This is a genomic window from Streptomyces sp. H39-S7, assembly GCF_027158205.1.
GTDB lineage: Bacteria > Actinomycetota > Actinomycetes > Streptomycetales > Streptomycetaceae > Actinacidiphila.
In genome coordinates, this window is sequence record NZ_JAPVLU010000067.1 from 1 (window position 1) to 17564 (window position 17564).

A 17564-nucleotide genomic window follows, 5' to 3' on the forward strand; every position below is an offset into this window, starting at 1 on the left:
CCATCGCGCTCCGTCCGCGATTTGCCCACATCGTCCCCGTGCGAGGGACCTTTCCCAACCCACCCCCCCCCACCCCCGCCCATGCGCTAGACCCCACCGGGCGACACCCCAAAACCCTGTACCCAGGCACCATGCACAAGCTGGTAGGGTTTCACCCGTCACCGCTACTGCGGACGACACGCCCCCGTAGCTCAGGGGATAGAGCATCGGCCTCCGGAGCCGGGTGCGCAGGTTCGAATCCTGCCGGGGGCACTTCGCAAGAAGTGCCCGAGGACCCCGCCACCAGCGGAAACGCTGGGGACGGGGTCTTCGCGTATCTACCGTCATGTGCAGCCGAAAACCCCTCTGAGCAGCCGTATGTCGGATGCTGCGGCGTATTCGCGGGATGGGCCTCGGGGTGTTTCCGCGGGCCACCCCTCGGCCTCACCGCCGGCGACGAACATCACGTCCACTGTCGGGAGTGTCCGCCCGGTCTCGATGTCCGCGGCGACCAAGCCGGTCTTCTTGTCCTTCATCTCCGTCTGCGGAGTCTGCGCGACCGTCACGGTCGCACCGTTCACGTCTAAGCAACCCACCACTAGAAAGAATCCTGTGGCGGGTTGTCAGACCTGATGGACCATCACTCTCCCGCAGGGAAGCGGTAGTCCAGAACGAACTGGTCTGCCGCCATGACCGTGTCGCAGACCTCGACCACGCGGCCGTCGTGCGTCATCGCATCCCGCACGAGAGGGAAGACCGGGGGGCGCCCCGAAGTGTGAGCACATCCAAAGTAGTTGAATTCTTCAATGTCACGACTTGGACATAACCACATCCGGGCACGGCTCGTGCACATACGGTGACCGAACGTGCACCGATCTTGGGGGTTTGACCATGTCCAATCAGTACCCGGCGCCGGATCAACCGCAGCCTGGCTATGGCTACCCGCCCCCGCCGAAGAAGGCGCGCACCGGGAAGATCGTCGGGTTCTCGTGCCTCGGGGTCGTCGGTCTGTTCGTCCTTGTGGGCATCGTTAGTGCCCTCGTCAGTAACAGCGACGGCGACGACAAGGGGGCAAAGGGTCCGGTTGCTTCGTCGGCACCGGCCAACGGACCGGAGACCAAGCAGTCGTCTGTGGCGGCCGAGAAGAAGGCTTCCGTAGCTGTGACGGCAAAGGCGACGGCGTTCAAGGCGTCCGTCCTGGCGGACAGCAACTCCTACACCAGCGTGTCTGTCACCGTCACGAACAACTCATCGAAGACCATCAACGTCAACCCGCTCTACTTCGCAATCACTGACACCAACGGGACCAAGCACGCTGCGGAACTCGCCATGGACGAGGGTCAGATCGCGACAGTCGACCTGGCACCGGGTGAGAACGTCATCGGCACGGTCACCGGCAAGGGCAAGTTCAAGGCGAAGACGGTGTCATTCACAGACGGGCTGATCGGCAAGGCAGTTCGGGCCGACGTGTCCTAACGCGCAGACCGCTGCGCCCGCCTCTCAACACGGATCCCATTCAAGGGTCACCTCCGCCGGATCCTGCATACCGCAACTGGGTACAGCAACCGTCCCGACCTGGGCTGACCGGCAGCGACCACAAGCACTCGACTGACCAGCCCGGCAGACCTCAGCGACCGTCGCGCCGGTAGTTCGCATCGAGTGGGTCTGAATTCAACTCCACGCGGTCCCAACGAAGTGCGGCCCCCGTCAGACTCGCCTGGCGGGGCTCTTGGGCTGCGCACGGCAGCTCCTTCAGGTGCTTATCCCGAAGCCGCACAGCCGTCCGCCGCTGTACCGTGACCGCGTGGACGAGGAGCCGGTGATCATCAAGCTCACGCACGACCAGGCGTTCGTCCTGTCCGACTGGTTCTACGAGGTCATGATGCAGTCCGACAAACTGGATGCCATCGTGCCCGATCGTGCGGCCGGCCACTTCTGGCACATGTATCCCTTCGGCGACGAGAGCGGGGGTACGCCGGGTGGTACCGAGAAGGCGTGAGTTCTCAACCGACCGGGGCTGCTGGGTTGGCCGGTTGGCCGGCGAGGGTGGGTGGGGGGGGGGTGAGGCGGGGGCCGCAGGGGGTGGTGGGGGTGTTGTTGCGGCGGGTGGTGGATTGGGCGATGGCGGAGAGAGTGGTGTTCTGGAGGGCCCTGAGGCGGGTGGGGTCGGGGACGGCTGCGCTGCGGATCCAGTCGCCCGTGTCCGTTCGGGTGGAGAGCGGGACGTAGCCGTGGGCGGTGAGGGTTTCGGGGGTGAGGCCGGAGAGGGTCGACCACGGGCTGTGGACGTGGATGAAGGTGGGGCGCACGTGGTCGAAGACGTAGGTGCGCAGGCGGGTCGTGTCGTGCGCCGCGTACGCGTCCGCGATGGCCGGGTCGGTGAGGCCCGCGAGGTCCGTGACGCGGAGCCGGGTGGTCAGGAGGGTGCCGCCGAGGTCGGGGAGCAGCAGGCCGGCGTCGGGCAGGGCGAGTTCGTCGGCGTAGGTGTTGAACAGCCGGCCGTAGCGGTCGGCGACGAAGCACATGGAGAGTGTCGGGTCCGCCTGGAACGCCGCCGCTCGGGGCCGCTGGCCGGCCAGTGACAGGACGGATCCCACGACGAGCGCCGACACCAGAAGAGCGCGGCCGCGCGGCCGTTCGCGGTCCCAGACGGTGACCGCGGCCAGCGAGCCGGCGAAGGCCGCGAGCGTCCATACCGGGGTCGCGAAACGGTAGAGGGCCATCCAGTCGCGCTGCAGCATCCCGTACGCGGTCAGGGCCAGGGACAGCGGGACGAGTACGGCGGTCAGCGCCCGGCGGGACGCTCCCGGGTCCGGGCGGACGAGGGCGGTGGCGGTGCAGGCCAGGGCGGCGAGGGCGAGGGCCCAGCCGGCATAGACGATCAGCTCGGTGGTGTGGGCCAGGTCGGCCGGGCTCGGTGTCCGCTGCGCCTTCGCGACCGCCGTGTTGGGGACCCAGCGGCCGAACTCCGCGTGCCGCCACAGGAGATGGGCCGCATAGGGGAGGGCGAACGTCGTGCCTGATAGGGCGATCGGCCTCAGGGAGCCCGGCCGCTGGAGCAGCAGCGCCGCCAAGGGGTACGCCGCCGCGTAGACGATGCCGTCCGGGCGGGTCAGTGCGGCCAGCAGCGCCAGGAGGCCGGCCAGGACGGCGGTGCGGGGCCGCAGCAGGTCGTCGCGGGCGACGGACCTGGCGAGCACGGCCGCGAGGGCGGTGACGGCGAGGCCGTACAGCGGGTTCTCCAGTCCGGAGAAGAGCCAGACGACCAGCGAGAAGTTCCCGGCCATCGCCGCACCGGCGAGCAGCGTCACCGCCCACGCCCGCCCCGGCAGCACCGCCCGCGCCGCGAACGCCACCGAGGCCAGCATCCCGATCACACACAGCAGAGCCAGCACCTTGGGGAACCACACCAGGTCCGAGACCCCGAACAGCGCCCCGTGGTCGAACAGCCGCAGCCGCCGCCCGGCCACCAGCAGCGCCAGCCACGCCGGGTTGGAGTACCCCTCCACCGGCGGGGCGCCGGGCTGCTGGGCCGGGCCGTACCCCTCGTCGATGCTGCGCGCGTACGCGTACGTGATGGCCGCGTCGTCGACGATCCACTGCCCGAGCCGCAGCGCCTGTCCCCCGACGAGGAGGGCGCCCACGAGGACCGCGACGACATCGGGGAGTGGCCGCCGCCACACGGCGTGGGTCTGCACGGCGCGGGTCTGCAAGGTTCTGGTCACATGGAGGTGAACCCCGCAGCGCCCGTCACGTCACGCTCTCAGTAGCGGTAGTGGTCCGCCTTGTACGGGCCCTCGACCGGGACGCCGATGTAGGCGGCCTGCTCCGGGCGCAGGGTGGTGAGCCGGACGCCGAGGGCGTCGAGGTGGAGGCGGGCGACCTTCTCGTCCAGGTGCTTGGGGAGCACGTAGACGCCGATGGGGTAATCGGCGGTCTTGGTGAAGAGCTCGATCTGGGCGATCGTCTGGTTGGCGAAGCTGTTGGACATCACGAAGGACGGGTGGCCGGTCGCGTTGCCGAGGTTCATCAGGCGTCCCTCGGACAGCACGATGATGGTGTGCCCGTCAGGGAACCTCCAGGTGTGGACCTGCGGCTTGACCTCGTCCTTGACGATGCCGGGGACCCTGGCGAGGCCCGCCATGTCGATCTCGTTGTCGAAGTGGCCGATGTTGCTGACGATCGCCTGGTGCTTCATCCGGGCCATGTCGGCGGCCATGATGATGTCCTTGTTGCCGGTCGTCGTCACGAAGATGTCGCCCTCGGCGACGACCTCCTCCAGCGTCGTGACCTGGTAGCCGTCCATCGCCGCCTGCAGTGCGCAGATCGGGTCGATCTCGGTGACGATCACCCGGGCGCCCTGGCCGCGCAGCGACTCAGCACACCCCTTGCCGACGTCGCCGTAGCCGAGCACGACCGCGACCTTGCCGCCGATCAGGACGTCCGTGGCACGGTTGAGGCCGTCGATGAGCGAGTGCCGGCAGCCGTACTTGTTGTCGAACTTCGACTTGGTGACGGAGTCGTTGACGTTGATCGCCGGGAAGAGCAGGCCGCCGTCGCGCTGCATCTCGTAGAGCCGGTGGACGCCGGTGGTGGTCTCCTCCGTGACGCCCTTGATGGCGGCCGCCGCGGCGGTCCACTTGCCGGGGTTCTCGGCCTGGGTGCGGCGCAGCAGATCGAGGATGTGGCCGTACTCCTCGGAGTCGCCCTCGGCGGAGTCCGGGACCGCGCCGGCCTTCTCGAACTCGACACCCTTGTGGATCAGGAGCGTTACGTCGCCGCCGTCGTCCAGGATCATGTTCAGACCGCCGTCGGGCCACGTGACGGCCTGCTCGGCGCACCACCAGTACTCGGCCAGGGTCTCGCCCTTCCAGGCGAAGACGGGGGTGCCCTGCGGGTCCTCGGGGGTGCCGTTCGGGCCGACCGCGATGGCGGCGGCCGCGTGGTCCTGGGTGGAGAAGATGTTGCACGACGCCCAGCGGACCTCGGCACCCAGCGCGACCAGGGTCTCGATGAGGACGGCGGTCTGGATCGTCATGTGCAGCGAGCCGGTGATCCGCGCGCCGGCCAGCGGCTGGGACGCCGCGTACTCGGCGCGGATCGACATCAGGCCGGGCATCTCGTGCTCGGCCATGACGATCTCCTTGCGGCCGAACGCGGCGAGGGAGAGGTCCGCAACCTTGTAGTCAGCGGCGGTGAGGGACGGCATCTGCGCTCCTTGTGTTCAGGTTCTGGTGGATCTCAAGCGTCGCGGTGGACCGGTTGAGGGTGATGTAGTGCAGGCCCGGGGCGCCGGCGTCGAGCAGACGGCCGGCCAGGCGCGTCGCGTGGTCCACTCCGATCCGGTGCGCGGTCCGCGGGTCGTGCTGCGCCGCCGCCAGCGCCTCGGCCAGCTCGGGCGGGAAGGTCGCGTCGCTCAGCTCGGCGAAGCGCCGGATCTGCCGGACGTCGGTGGCGGGCATGATCTCCGGGATGATCGGCGTGTCACACCCGGCGGCGGCCACCCGGTCGCGCAGCCGCAGATAGTCGTCGGCGTCGAAGAACATCTGGGTGACGGCGTAGTCGGCGCCGGCCCGGCACTTGGCGACGAAGTGCCGGATGTCGTCGTCCCAGCTCGGCGAACGGGGATGACGCTCGGGGAAGGCCGCCACGCCGATGCTGAAGTCGCCGATGGAGCGGACGAGCGAGACGAGGTCCGCCGCGTGGTCCAGGCCCCCGGGGTGCCGCACCCACGGGCCGCGCGGGTCGCCCGGCGGGTCGCCGCGCAGCACGAGGACGTCACGGATGCCGGCGTCCGCGTACCGGCCGACGATCTGCCGCAGCTCGGCGACGGTGTGGCCGACGGCGGTGAGATGGGCGACCGGACGCAGCGTCGTCTCGGCGGCGATGCGCCGGGTGACGTCCACGGTCCGGTCGCGGGAGGAGCCGCCGGCGCCGTAGGTGACGGAGACGAACGTGGGTCCGACGGCCTCGATACGGCGGATGGCGTCCCACAGGACGCGCTCGCCCGCGTCCGTCTTCGGGGGGAAGAACTCGAACGAGAACGTGCGCTGCCCGGCGCCGAGGACATCGCGCAGGTTGGTGGTGGTCAGCGTGGCCGACATGGTGGGCACGGTCCTCCTCACGCCTTGTAGTAACTGGCTTCCGGGTGGTGGATGACGATCGCGTCGGTGGACTGCTCCGGGTGCAGTTGGAACTCCTCGGACAGGACGACGCCGATACGTTCGGGTTTGAGCAGATCCATGATCTTGGCGCGGTCCTCCAGGTCCGGGCAGGCCGGGTAGCCGAGTGAGTAGCGGCAGCCCTGGTACTCGGTACGGAACATCGCGTCCAGGCTGTCCGGGTCGGCGCCCGCGATCCCCAGCTCCGTGCGGATCCGGGAGTGCCAGTACTCGGCCAGGGCCTCGGTCAACTGCACGGACAAGCCGTGCAGTTCGAGGTAGTCGCGGTAGGCGTTCGCGGCGAAGAGCTCGTTCGCCGCCTCGGAGACCTTGTTCCCCATGGTCACGACGGTGAGCGCGATGACGTCGGGCTCGCCGGCCCCCTCGGGGCGGAAGAAGTCCGACAGGCACAGGTGCCGGTCGCGGCGCTGGCGCGGGAAGGTGAAGCGGTGGCTTTCACCGCCGGTCTTCTCGTCCAGGATGATCAGGTCGTCGCCCTTGGACACGCAGGGGAAGTAGCCGTAGACGATCGCCGCCTCCAGCATGTTCTCGGTGTGCAGCCGGTCCAGCCACATCCGCAGCCGGGGCCGGCCCTCCGTCTCCACCAGCTCCTCGTACGAGGGCCCGCCCCCACGGGCCGCCTTCAGCCCCCACTGGCCCATGAACGTGGCCCGCTCGTCCAGCCAGGAGGAGTACTCGGCGAGGGGGATGCCCTTCACGATCCGCGTCCCCAGGAAGGGCGCCTTCGGGACGGGGTTGTCGGCGGCCACGTCGGAACGGGCGGGCAGCGGTTCGGGGGCCGCCGGGACGCGTACGGGACGGTCGACGGCGGCGACCCGGCGCTGCTTCAGGGGAGGGAGTGCGGCTCCGGGGACGCCGCGTTTGACGGCGATCAGGGCGTCCATCAGCCGCAGGCCCTCGAACGCGTCGCGGGCGTAGCGGACTTCGCCGTCGTAGATCTCGTGGAGGTCCTGCTCGACATAGGCGCGGGTCAGGGCGGCGCCGCCGAGGATGACGGGGTAGTCCGCGGCCATGTTGCGCTGGTTGAGCTCCTGGAGGTTCTCCTTCATGATCACCGTGGACTTCACGAGCAGCCCGGACATGCCGATGACGTCGGCTTTGTGTTCGGTGGCCGCGTCCAGGATCGCCGAGACGGGCTGCTTGATGCCGAGGTTGATGACGTTGTAGCCGTTGTTGGACAGGATGATGTCGACGAGGTTCTTGCCGATGTCATGGACGTCGCCGCGCACGGTGGCGAGCACGATGGTGCCCTTGCCGTCGGCGTCGGACTTCTCCATGTGCGGCTCCAGGTAGGCCACCGCCGTCTTCATGACCTCGGCGGACTGCAGCACGAAGGGCAGCTGCATCTGACCCGATCCGAACAGCTCCCCGACGACCTTCATGCCTTCCAGCAGGGTGTCGTTGACGATGTGCAAGGCCGACTGAACGGTCAGCGCCTCATCGAGGTCGCCCTCCAGGCCGTTCTTCTCCCCGTCGATGATCCGCCGCTGCAGTCGCTCGTCCAGCGGCAGCGCGGCCAACTCCTCCGCACGACCCGCCTTGACGGACTTCATGTCGACGCCCTCGAAAGCCTCCAAGAAGGCCTGCAACGGGTCATACCCCTCACGCCGCCGGTCATAGACCAGATCCAACGCGATCTCCCGCTGCTCCTGCGGGATCCGCGCCACGGGGATGATCTTCGCCGCGTGCACGATCGCCGAATCCAGGCCTGCCGCCACGCACTCGTTGAGGAAGACGGAGTTCAGGACCACACGCGCGGCCGGATTCAACCCGAAGGAGATGTTCGACAGACCCAACGTCGTCTGCACCAGCGGGTGGCGGCGCTTCAGCTCCCGGATCGCCTCGATCGTGGCAATCCCGTCCTTGCGGGACTCCTCCTGACCGGTCGCGATCGTGAACGTCAGGCAGTCGACGAGGATGTCGGATTCGAGGATGCCCCAGTTGGTGGTCAGGTCCTCGATCAGCCGCTCGGCGATAGCGACCTTGTGCTCAGCAGTCCGCGCCTGGCCCTCCTCGTCGATCGTCAGCGCGATCAGCGCGGCGCCGTGCTCCGCGGCCAACGCCGTGATCTGCGCAAACCGGGACTCCGGACCGTCACCGTCCTCGTAGTTGACGGAGTTGATGACCGCCCGGCCACCCAACTTCTCCAACCCAGCCCGCAACACCGGGACTTCGGTGGAGTCCAGCACGATCGGCAACGTAGACGCGGTCGCGAAGCGGCCCGCGACCTCGGCCATGTCCGCGGCGCCGTCCCGGCCGACGTAGTCGACGCACAGGTCGAGCAGGTGCGCGCCTTCGCGGATCTGGTCGCGGGCCATCTCCACGCAGTCGTCCCAGCGGCCCTCCAGCATCGCCTCACGGAACTTCCTCGACCCGTTGGCGTTGGTCCGCTCCCCGATCGCGAGATACGACGCGTCCTGCCGGAACGGCACCGTCTGGTAGAGCGACGCCGCACCCGGCTCCGGACGCGGACTGCGCGCCACAAGCTCCAACCCCCGCACCCGCTCCACGACCTGCCGCAAATGCTCCGGCGTCGTGCCGCAGCACCCACCCACCAGCGACAACCCGTACTCCCGCACGAACGTCTCGTGCGCGTCCGCCAGCTCCTCCGGCGACAACGGGTAATGCGCCCCGTCCTTGCCCAGCACCGGCAGACCGGCATTCGGCATGCAGGAGACCTGGGTGCGGGCATGCCGGGCGAGGTACCGCAGGTGCTCGCTCATCTCGGCCGGACCCGTCGCGCAGTTCAGGCCGATCATGTCGATACCCAACGGCTCCAACGCCGTCAGCGCGGCACCGATCTCGGACCCCAGCAGCATCGTGCCCGTCGTCTCCACCGTGACCTGGCAGATCAGCGGCAAAGACTGGCCCGCGGCGCCCATCGCCCGCCGGGCGCCGACGATGGCCGCCTTGGTCTGGAGCAGGTCCTGCGTCGTCTCCACCAGGATCGCGTCCGCGCCGCCCTCGATGAGGCCGGCCACGTTCGCCTCGTACCCGTCCCGGAGCTGCGCATAGGGCGCGTGGCCCAGGGTCGGGAGTTTCGTGCCCGGCCCGACCGAGCCGAGCACCCAGCGCGGCCGGTCCGGCGTCGCGAAACCGTCCGCCACCTCACGCGCCAACCGGGCACCGGAAACCGACAACTCATGGATACGGCCAGGAATGTCGTACTCCCCCAGCGCCGCCAGGTTCGCACCGAAGGTGTTCGTCTCGACGCAGTCCACACCCGCCGCGAAGTACTCCTCGTGCACCGACCGGACGATGTCCGGACGCGTCACGTTCAGAACCTCGTTGCACCCCTCCAGGTTCTCGAAGTCGTCCAACGACGGATCCTGCGCCTGCAGCATCGTGCCCATCGCACCGTCACCCACCACCACCCGCGACGCGAACGCCCGACGCAGAGCGTCGGCCCGGGACATCCCGCTCATGACACGACCGCCAGGTGCGGTTCGATCTCGGTGGCCGCTTCGGTGCCGTAGCCGGTCCTCAGCCGTCCGAGCAGGTCGGCGGCGGAGAGCACGTACTCCTGGGTGCCGATGGATTCGAGGACGACGGTGGCGAGGGCGCAGCCCAGTTCGGCTGAGCGGCGGTGGGAGAGGTTCCAGGTGACGCCGGCAAGGAACCCGGCGCGGAACGCGTCGCCGACGCCGGTGGGTTCGGTGGCTCCTGTCGTCGGGGCGGCCGGTACGAGGATCGGGGCCTCGCCCGCACGCTCGATCCGGACGCCCTGGGCGCCGAGTGTGGTGATCCAGGTGCCGACGTGCTGGAGGACCTGGTCCGCGTTCCAGCCCGTGCGTTCCTGGAGGAGGGCCGCCTCGTACTCGTTGCTGAAGAGGAAGCGCGGGCCGTCGAGGAGCAGGCGTACCGACTCCGCGTCCAGGCGGGCGAGTTGCTGCGAGGGGTCGGCCGCGAAGGGGATACCCAGGTCCCGGCACTCCGCGGTGTGGCGGAGCATCGCCTCGGGGTCGTTGGGCGCGACGACGACCAGGTCGAGAGCGCCGACGCGTTCCGTGACGGGGGCGAGGGCGATACGGCGGGCCTCGGCCATGGCGCCCGCGTAGAACGTGGCGATCTGGTTCTGCACCGAGTCGGTGGTGCAGACGAAGCGGGCGGTCTGGTGCTCGTGGGAGACCTGGACGGAGTCGGTGTCGACGCCGTTCTGCTTGAGCCAGACCTGGTAGTCGGCGAAGTCCGGGCCGACCGCGCCGACCAGGACGGGGGCGAGGCCGAGCCGCCCCATGCCGAAGGCGATGTTCGCCGCCACCCCTCCCCGCCGGACCTCCAGGGTGTCGGCGAGGAAGGACAGGGACACGTTCTTGAGCTGGTCGGCGACCAGGTGGTCGGTGAACCGACCGGGGAAGACCATCAGATGGTCGGTTGCGATGGATCCTGTGATGGCGGTGCGCATCTCAGTCACTCACTCCTCCGGTGCTCTTCCTCTGCTCTTCCTCGGCCTCTGCTCTTTCCTGCCGGCTGTCAGAGACCGGCGGCCTGCCGGAGTTTGGCCGCCCGGTCGGTGGACTCCCAGGTGAAGTCGGCGTCCGTTCGGCCGAAGTGGCCGTAGGCGGCGGTCTGCGCGTAGATGGGACGCAGCAGGTCGAGGTCTCGCACGATGGCGGCCGGCCGCAGGTCGAAGACCTGGCTGACGGCGTCCTGGATGCGGGCCACGGGGATGGTCTCGGTGCCGAACGTCTCGACGAACAGCCCGACGGGGGCGGCCTTGCCGATGGCGTACGCGACCTGGACCTCGCAGCGGCGGGCCAGCCCGGCCGCGACGACGTTCTTCGCGACCCAGCGCATCGCGTAGGCGGCGGAACGGTCGACCTTGGACGGGTCCTTGCCGGAGAACGCGCCCCCGCCGTGCCGGGCCATCCCGCCGTACGTGTCGACAATGATCTTCCGGCCGGTCAGTCCCGCGTCACCCATCGGACCGCCCACCTCGAAGCGCCCGGTCGGGTTGACGAGCAGCCGGTACCCCTCCGTCGACAGTGTGGCGCCGAGCAGTTCGAGCTCGGGCTCCACGACGAACTCGCGGATGTCGGGGGCGAGCAGGGAGTCCAGGCTGATGTCGGGCGCGTGCTGGCTGGAGATCACGACGGTGTCGAGGCGTACGGCCTTGCTGCCGTCGTACTCGATGGTGACCTGGGTCTTGCCGTCCGGGCGCAGGTACGCCAGCCGGCCGCTCTTGCGGACCTGCGTCAGGCGGTGGGCGAGGCGGTGGGCCAGCGCGATGGGCAGCGGCATCAGTTCGGGCGTGTCGTCGCACGCGTAACCGAACATCAGGCCCTGGTCGCCCGCGCCCTGACGGTCGAGGTCGTCCTCGCCGCCCTCCACCCGCGACTCGTACGCCGCGTCCACGCCCTGGGCGATGTCCGGGGACTGCGCGCCGATCGACACCGAGACCCCGCACGAAGCCCCGTCGAAGCCCTTCGCCGACGAGTCGTAACCGATATCCAGCACCGTCTGCCGCACGATCGCCGGGATATCAGCGTACGCGGACGTGGTGACCTCACCGGCGATGTGCACCTGGCCGGTCGTGATCAGGGTTTCCACGGCGACCCGGGCGGTGCGGTCCTGCGCGAGGAGAGCGTCGAGAACGGAGTCGCTGATCTGGTCGGCGATTTTGTCGGGGTGTCCCTCGGTAACCGATTCCGACGTGAAAAGGCGACGGGCCATGGATTCCTCCAGATGCGTATCCAACGCTCCGGTGGACAGGGGAGCGATATCCACGAGAGCGTGCGATCGGCTCCTTGCGGACGGCTAAAGCGAAACCTGCGCTAGGCCCCGCCGGGCGGGGGTAGCCTTTTTTGATGCTCTTGCGGGCCGCGGATCGCTTTAGGGGCGCTTTAGTCCCACCTGTCGCAATGGATGCGAGAAAGGAGCTATCCATGACCCGCTACCTCATCAGCTTCCTCCCGTGGATCGCCTATGCCTTCGTCGCCACGAGCGATGACTGGCGCAAGGGTGCACTGGTCGGGCTCGGGATCGCCGCAGTGGTGATCTGGCGCGACCGCAAGTCCGGCAAGAACTGGGACGAGATGGTGATCGAGACCAGCGCGTTCGTGTTCTTCGCGGGGATCGCCTGGCTGTCCTACGCGCGACCGGACTCGGATCTGGTCCGTTACGGGCCGGCTCTTGTCGACGCATGGCTCGCCCTCACCGCCTGGGGCTCGCTGCTCATCCGTCGGCCGTTCACCCTCGGCATCGCACGCAAACTCGTACCGGAGAAGGTCGCCCGCACGGAGGCGTTCTACCGGACCAACGCCGTCATCACGCAGGTGTGGGGGCTCTCCTTCGCGGCTGCCGCCGTCGTACTGGCCTTCATCATCCGCGCCGACGCGCACGCGACGACACCCATGATCGTCGTCAAGGTCGCGAGCTTCGTGATCCCCGTGCTCTTCACGATCCGCTACCCGAAGGCCGTCGCCGCGCGCCGCGCGCACCAGACGGCCTGACCTCCCCCCACCCGTCCCACCCGCTCCCCCCACCGGCCCACCGTCTCAGTGAGTGAGGCGGTGGGTTCAGTGCTGCCGGGGGGCAGGTGCGGGAAACGCCTGTGCCCCGGATCCGTCAGCGGATCCGGGGCACGGGCGGCGGGTTCGCGGCTGTCAGCCGTAGGCCCAGGCGCCCGGCGGGTTGTAGCCGTCGGGGGTCCAGCGCAGGGGCCGGCTGCTCCGCCCGTTCCGCGCACTCCGCGCGCTCTGGTCGTCGTCGGCGACGGCCTTCTGCCGGAGGACGGCGAGCAGGGCGACCGTCGCCGCGGCCACCTGTTCGTCGTCCGGCTCGCCGCGGACGAACCGGATGAGCAGTTCGTCGTCGGGCCGGGGCGTACTCGGGGTCGGTGGATCCGGTGCGCTCGGTGTGGTCGGTGGGCTCGGGGCGCTCGATGTCGTCATGGCCGTCACACCGGCGGGTTTCCGTGCTTGCGGGACGGGAGCGTGGCGTGCTTCGTGCGGAGCATCGCCAGCGAACGGATCAGCACCGAGCGGGTCTCGGCGGGATCGATGACGTCGTCGACGAGGCCGCGTTCCGCCGCGTAGTAGGGGTGCATCAGTTCCTCCTGGTACTGCTTGATGCGCTCGGCGCGGACCGCGTCCGGGTCGTCCGCCGCGGCGATCTCGCGCCGGAAGACGACGTTGGCGGCGCCCTCCGCACCCATCACCGCGATCTCGTTCGTCGGCCACGCGAACGACAGGTCCGTGCCGATGGAACGCGAGTCCATGACGATGTACGAACCGCCGTAGGCCTTGCGGAGGATGACCTGGATGCGGGGCACGGTGGCGTTGCAGTACGCGTACAGCAGCTTCGCGCCGTGCCGGATGATGCCGCCGTGCTCCTGCGCGCTGCCGGGCAGGAAGCCCGGCACGTCGACGAGGGTGACCAGCGGAATGCTGAACGAGTCGCACATCTGGACGAACCGCGCGGCCTTTTCCGAGGCGTTGATGTCCAGGACGCCCGCCAGCGACGCCGGCTGGTTCGCCACGATGCCGACCACCTGGCCGCCCAGGCGCGCCAGTGCGCAGACGATGTTGGTGGCCCAGGCGGCGTGCACCTCGAAGAAGTCGCCGTCGTCGACGATCTCCTCGATCACCGGCCGGATGTCATAGGCGCGGTTGGCGTCGGCCGGCACCAGTTCCAGCAGCGCCTCGTTGCGGCGGTCGGCCGGGTCGGCCGTGGTGACGGCGGGCGGCAGCTCACGGTTGTTGGAGGGCAGGAGCGAGAGCAGGTAGCGGACTTCGGCGAGGCACTCGGCCTCGTTCTCGTACACGAACTGGGCGGCGCCGGAGACCGACGCGTGCACGTCGGCGCCGCCGAGCTGGTCGTGGGAGATCTTCTCGCCGGTGACGGCCTGCACCACGTCGGGCCCGGTGATGTACATCTGCGAGGTGCCGCGCACCATGAACACGAAGTCGGTGAGCGCCGGGGAGTACGTGGCGCCGCCCGCGCACGGGCCGAGCATCACGCTGATCTGCGGGATGACGCCCGACGAGCGGACGTTGCGCCGGAAGATGCCGCCGTATCCGGCGAGCGCGGTGACGCCCTCCTGGATCCGGGCCCCCGCGCCGTCGCTGAGGCTGACCAGGGGCGCGCCGGCCGACTCGGCCAGGTCCATCACCTTGTGGATCTTCTCGGCGTGGGCCTCGCCCAGCGAGCCGCCGAAGATCCGGAAGTCGTGGGCGTAGACGAAGACCGTGCGGCCCATGACCTCGCCCCAGCCGGTCACCACACCGTCGGTGTAGGGGCGCTTGTTCTCCAGGCCGAAGCCGGTGGCACGGTGCCGGCGCAGCGGCTCGATCTCGGTGAACGTGCCCGCGTCGAAGAGGAGTTCCAGTCGCTCGTGGACGGTCAGTTTGCCCTTGGCCCACTGCTGCTCCGTCGCGCGCGGCCCCGGCCCGTCCCTGACCGTCTGTTTGACCAGGTTGAGCAGCGCCACCCGCGACCTCGGGTCCTGGCGGGGCGGCGGGAGCTGTTCCGTCACCGGGGCCAGCGTCTGCGTTTGCGCGTGCGGCGGCGTTTGCGTCGGCGGCCGGGTCGAGGTGATGTCCTCGGCAATGGTCATGGTTCGGTTCACCCATCCACTCGGTCAGGCGATTGAAGCGATTGATGAAACAGCCTGAACCTCATTGAAGCCGCGGCTTCGAAGCAGGTGCCACAGCGTCGGCCCCCTACCCTCCGCCTGCCCACCCCTATTCACTGTCCGGTATGGGTGGCCGTAAGGGGCGCGGACGGGGAGACATAGGGGTTACTCCCCCTTGCGGCAGCCCGTAGAAAAGAGCGGACGAGGCCAGTTCGCGACAAGGCGGGTTTCAGCGATGACTACGGCAATGGTGTTTCCAGGAATGGGTCCCACCCGTTTCTCCGACCTGGGCAGGTTCCTGCTTCTGAATACCTTTGCCCGCGATCTGCTGCCGATCGCCGACGAAGCCCTGGGCTACTCGGTGTTCGACCGGTTCCGGGAGTCCGGCGAGGATTATTCGGAGGCGGCGCAGGTCGCCTTCATGGTCGCCTCGACAGCGCTCGCGCAGTGGGCCCGCGCCGAACTCGGCGCCGAGGCCGAGATCTGCGCGGGGCCCAGTTTCGGCGAGAAGCCGCTGATGGCGTTCTGCGGTGCGCTGGACTTCCCGGACGCGGTGGTGATGACGGCCCGGCTGGCCCGCTGCACCGCCGACTACTTCGCCACCGAGCACCGGGACGTGGTCACCCAGTCCTTCGTACGGGCCCCCGTCGACGGGCTGCGCGAGCTGCTCGCCGGGATGGACGAGCGGGGCGAGTGGTACGACCTGTCCTGCCGCCTCGACCAGGGCTTCGAGATGATCTCGTTGCACGAGGAGCACCTGGAGGCGTTCACCGGCCGGCTGCGGAAGATCGGTTCGCTGCCGCTGTACGCGATGCGCCCGCCGATGCACTCGTCCCTCTTCACCGGGCTGCGCGACCGCGCCGCCGCCGAGGTCATCGACGCCCTGCCGCTGCGCGACCCCGGTCTGCCGGTCCTCGCCGACCAGGACGGCCGGCTCGTCGACACCGCCGAGGGGCTCAGGACGATGCTGCTGGACCACTTCGTGAAGCCGGTGGACTGGCCGGCGGTCCTGGCCGAGCTGGGCCGGCGCGGAGTGACGCGACTGGTGGTGGCCGGCCCGGACGCCCTGTTCAGCCGGGTGGAGTGCGCGGTGCGCAACTTCGATGTCGTGCTCGCCGATCCGAAGCACGCGATGCGTCCCAAGGCGGGTGTCTGACATGAGCGTGATCACGGAGACAGCGGCGACGCGTTCCGCGGGCACGACGGCCTCCCTCGACCGCACCCTGCACGGCCGCTTCCTGCGCGGCCTCGCGATCTCCCCCGACCGCCCCGCCTTCCGTACGGCCGGCCGGGACGTCAGCTACACCGAGGCCCACGAGAGCGCCCTGGCCTGGGCGGGCGCCCTGCGGAACGCGGCCCCCGGGGTCGCCGGGTCCTCCGGGGCCGCCGGGTCCTCCGCAGGACCGCGCGTCGTCGCCATCCTGGCCACCAAGACCCCCGAGGCGTACATCGGGCTGCTGGCCGCCCTCTACCTGGGCGCCGTGGCCGTCCCGGTGAACCCGGACTTCCCCGCCGCGCGCAACCGGTCGATCCTGACGGCGGCCGGCGTGGACGCGGTGATCACCGACCGGCGCGGTCTGGCCGTCCTCGACACCCTGGCGGCGGGCTGGGACGACGCTCCGCCGCTGGTTCTCGTCCCCGACGGGGAACCGCGCGCGGACGTCATCACGGCCACCCCGCCGGAGACCGCGCTCGAAGCACCGCTGCCGGCCGACGCCGAGGCCACCGCGTACATCCTCTTCACGTCCGGCTCGACCGGCCGCCCGAAGGGCGTGCCCACCAGCCACCGCGCGGCCGACAGCTACTTCCGCACGCTGGACGCGCGGTACGGCTTCGGCCCCGACGACGTGTTCTCGCAGACGTTCGACCTGACCTTCGACTGCGCCATGTTCGACCTGTTCTGCGCCTGGGGCGCGGGCGGCTGCGTCGTCCCGATCCCGATGCAGGCGTACCGCGCGCTGCCGGCGTTCCTGGCCGAGCAGCGCATGACGGTGTGGTTCTCGACCCCCGGCGGCATCGCACTGGCCCGCCGCACCGGCGCGCTGTCGCCCGGCGCGCTGCCGGGTCTGCGCTGGAGCCTGTTCGCGGGCGAGCCCCTGCACCGGCAGGACGCCGAGGACTGGCTGCGGGCCGCACCGCGGTCCGTGGTGGAGAACCTCTACGGGCCGACGGAGTTGACGATCACCGTCACCGCGCACCGCCTGTCGCCCGGGACCCCGGACGAGCGCTACGTCAACGGCGTCGTCCCGATCGGCCCGGTGCACGGCTCGCTCGACGCGCTGCTGCTCGCCCCGGACGGATCGGTGGACGGCGACAGCAAAGGCAAGGGTGAAGGCGAGAGCGAGGGCGAACTGTGCATCACCGGGCCGCAGATGTTCGCCGGCTACCTCGACCCGGCCGAGGACGCGAACCGCTTCCTGGACCACGACGGACGGCGCTGGTACCGCACCGGTGACCGCGTACGCCGCTACCCCGACGGCGAGATCGCCTACGTGGGACGGGCCGACGACCAGGTGCAGGTACAGGGCTGGCGCGTGGAGTTGTCCGAGGTGAGCCACAGCGTGCGCGGGCTGCCGGGCGTCGAGGACGCCGTCACGGTGGCCGCGGCCGTCGGAGGCAGCCACGAGCTCGTCACCTTCTACACCGGGGAGCCCGCCGCATCGGCGGACCTGGCCCGCCGGTTGACCGCGGACCTGCCCAAGGCGATGGTCCCCCGGCTCTTCCAGCACCTGGAGGAGTTCCCGATGAACCCCAACCGGAAGATCGACCGGTCCACTCTCAGGTCCCGCGCCGAGGCGCTGCTGGACCGCGGCCGGATCCGCAGCTGA

General features: G+C 69.6%; 14 protein-coding genes and 1 tRNA gene. 6 read left to right on the forward strand and 9 right to left on the reverse strand.

What is annotated here, in order from left to right; all coding sequences use genetic code 11:
* Positions 1-180: 180 nt before the first annotated feature.
* Positions 181-252 (forward strand) — tRNA-Arg (locus O3X23_RS38790).
* Between the two features lie 71 nt (positions 253-323).
* Here the strand turns inward: O3X23_RS38790 and O3X23_RS38795 are convergent.
* Entirely contained in the window at positions 324-545 is a 222-nt protein-coding gene (locus tag O3X23_RS38795) for a hypothetical protein (RefSeq protein ID WP_269278350.1), read from the reverse strand.
* A 325-nt stretch (positions 546-870) separates the two neighbouring features.
* Between O3X23_RS38795 and O3X23_RS38800 the strand changes: the two genes are divergently transcribed.
* Together O3X23_RS38800 and O3X23_RS38805 are read left to right on the forward strand one after the other, a co-directional pair.
* Entirely contained in the window at positions 871-1455 is a 585-nt protein-coding gene (locus O3X23_RS38800) for a DUF4352 domain-containing protein (protein WP_269278352.1), read from the forward strand.
* 328 nt (positions 1456-1783) lie between these two features.
* Positions 1784-1978: a hypothetical protein gene (locus tag O3X23_RS38805; protein WP_269278354.1), complete on the forward strand. Its 195-nt coding sequence runs from the start codon at positions 1784-1786 to the stop codon at positions 1976-1978.
* 4 nt (positions 1979-1982) lie between these two features.
* On the opposite strand, the gene O3X23_RS38810 is transcribed toward O3X23_RS38805, so the two are convergent.
* From O3X23_RS38810 to metK, 6 genes are all read right to left on the reverse strand, one after another.
* A complete protein-coding gene (locus O3X23_RS38810) occupies positions 1983-3704 on the reverse strand; it encodes a hypothetical protein (RefSeq protein WP_269278356.1) in 1722 nt (573 codons plus the stop codon).
* A 38-nt stretch (positions 3705-3742) separates the two neighbouring features.
* On the reverse strand, positions 3743-5188 hold the full coding sequence (ahcY, locus tag O3X23_RS38815; protein ID WP_269278357.1) for an adenosylhomocysteinase: 1446 nt from the start codon (positions 5186-5188) through the stop codon (positions 3743-3745).
* Entirely contained in the window at positions 5166-6083 is a 918-nt protein-coding gene (metF, locus tag O3X23_RS38820) for a methylenetetrahydrofolate reductase [NAD(P)H] (RefSeq protein WP_269278380.1), read from the reverse strand. Before metF ends, ahcY begins: the two co-directional genes overlap by 23 nt.
* A gap of 17 nt (positions 6084-6100) precedes the next feature.
* Positions 6101-9586, reverse strand: a complete 3486-nt coding sequence (gene metH / locus O3X23_RS38825; RefSeq protein ID WP_269278359.1) for a methionine synthase — start codon at positions 9584-9586, stop codon at positions 6101-6103.
* Positions 9583-10566: a carbohydrate kinase family protein gene (locus tag O3X23_RS38830; RefSeq protein ID WP_269278361.1), complete on the reverse strand. Its 984-nt coding sequence runs from the start codon at positions 10564-10566 to the stop codon at positions 9583-9585. The genes metH and O3X23_RS38830 overlap by 4 nt, the downstream gene beginning before the upstream one ends.
* 68 nt (positions 10567-10634) lie before the next feature.
* Entirely contained in the window at positions 10635-11834 is a 1200-nt protein-coding gene (metK, locus tag O3X23_RS38835) for a methionine adenosyltransferase (RefSeq protein ID WP_269278364.1), read from the reverse strand.
* 212 nt (positions 11835-12046) lie between these two features.
* On the opposite strand from metK, the gene O3X23_RS38840 reads away from it, so the two are divergent.
* Complete coding sequence (locus tag O3X23_RS38840; RefSeq protein ID WP_269278366.1) at positions 12047-12613, forward strand: hypothetical protein; 567 nt, start codon at positions 12047-12049, stop codon at positions 12611-12613.
* A gap of 153 nt (positions 12614-12766) precedes the next feature.
* Here the strand turns inward: O3X23_RS38840 and O3X23_RS38845 are convergent, their stop codons facing one another.
* Together O3X23_RS38845 and O3X23_RS38850 are read right to left on the reverse strand one after the other, a co-directional pair.
* Complete coding sequence (locus O3X23_RS38845) at positions 12767-13054, reverse strand: acyl-CoA carboxylase epsilon subunit (RefSeq protein WP_269278368.1); 288 nt, start codon at positions 13052-13054, stop codon at positions 12767-12769.
* Positions 13055-13059: 5 nt separating this feature from the next.
* Positions 13060-14718, reverse strand: coding sequence for an acyl-CoA carboxylase subunit beta (locus tag O3X23_RS38850; RefSeq protein WP_443048109.1), 1659 nt, complete (start codon positions 14716-14718; stop codon positions 13060-13062).
* Between the two features lie 280 nt (positions 14719-14998).
* Here O3X23_RS38850 and O3X23_RS38855 point away from each other — a divergent pair, with 280 nt between their 5' ends.
* Together O3X23_RS38855 and O3X23_RS38860 are read left to right on the forward strand one after the other, a co-directional pair.
* On the forward strand, positions 14999-15892 hold the full coding sequence (locus O3X23_RS38855) for an ACP S-malonyltransferase (protein WP_269278370.1): 894 nt from the start codon (positions 14999-15001) through the stop codon (positions 15890-15892).
* 1 nt (position 15893) lies between these two features.
* A complete protein-coding gene (locus O3X23_RS38860; protein WP_269278372.1) occupies positions 15894-17564 on the forward strand; it encodes an AMP-binding protein in 1671 nt (556 codons plus the stop codon).

What these genes read in the sequence shown, in the direction of transcription:
- O3X23_RS38800 (WP_269278352.1), top strand. Translation starts at nt 871, where the DNA reads ATGTCCAATCAGTACCCGGCGCCGGATCAACCGCAGCCTGGCTATGGC.
- ahcY (WP_269278357.1), bottom strand. Translation starts at nt 5,188, where the DNA reads ATGCCGTCCCTCACCGCCGCTGACTACAAGGTTGCGGACCTCTCCCTC.
- metF (WP_269278380.1), bottom strand. Translation starts at nt 6,083, where the DNA reads ATGTCGGCCACGCTGACCACCACCAACCTGCGCGATGTCCTCGGCGCC.
- metH (WP_269278359.1), bottom strand. Translation starts at nt 9,586, where the DNA reads ATGAGCGGGATGTCCCGGGCCGACGCTCTGCGTCGGGCGTTCGCGTCG.
- O3X23_RS38830 (WP_269278361.1), bottom strand. Translation starts at nt 10,566, where the DNA reads ATGCGCACCGCCATCACAGGATCCATCGCAACCGACCATCTGATGGTC.
- metK (WP_269278364.1), bottom strand. Translation starts at nt 11,834, where the DNA reads ATGGCCCGTCGCCTTTTCACGTCGGAATCGGTTACCGAGGGACACCCC.
- O3X23_RS38840 (WP_269278366.1), top strand. Translation starts at nt 12,047, where the DNA reads ATGACCCGCTACCTCATCAGCTTCCTCCCGTGGATCGCCTATGCCTTC.
- O3X23_RS38845 (WP_269278368.1), bottom strand. Translation starts at nt 13,054, where the DNA reads ATGACGACATCGAGCGCCCCGAGCCCACCGACCACACCGAGCGCACCG.
- O3X23_RS38850 (WP_443048109.1), bottom strand. Translation starts at nt 14,718, where the DNA reads ATGACCATTGCCGAGGACATCACCTCGACCCGGCCGCCGACGCAAACG.
- O3X23_RS38855 (WP_269278370.1), top strand. Translation starts at nt 14,999, where the DNA reads ATGGGTCCCACCCGTTTCTCCGACCTGGGCAGGTTCCTGCTTCTGAAT.
- O3X23_RS38860 (WP_269278372.1), top strand. Translation starts at nt 15,894, where the DNA reads ATGAGCGTGATCACGGAGACAGCGGCGACGCGTTCCGCGGGCACGACG.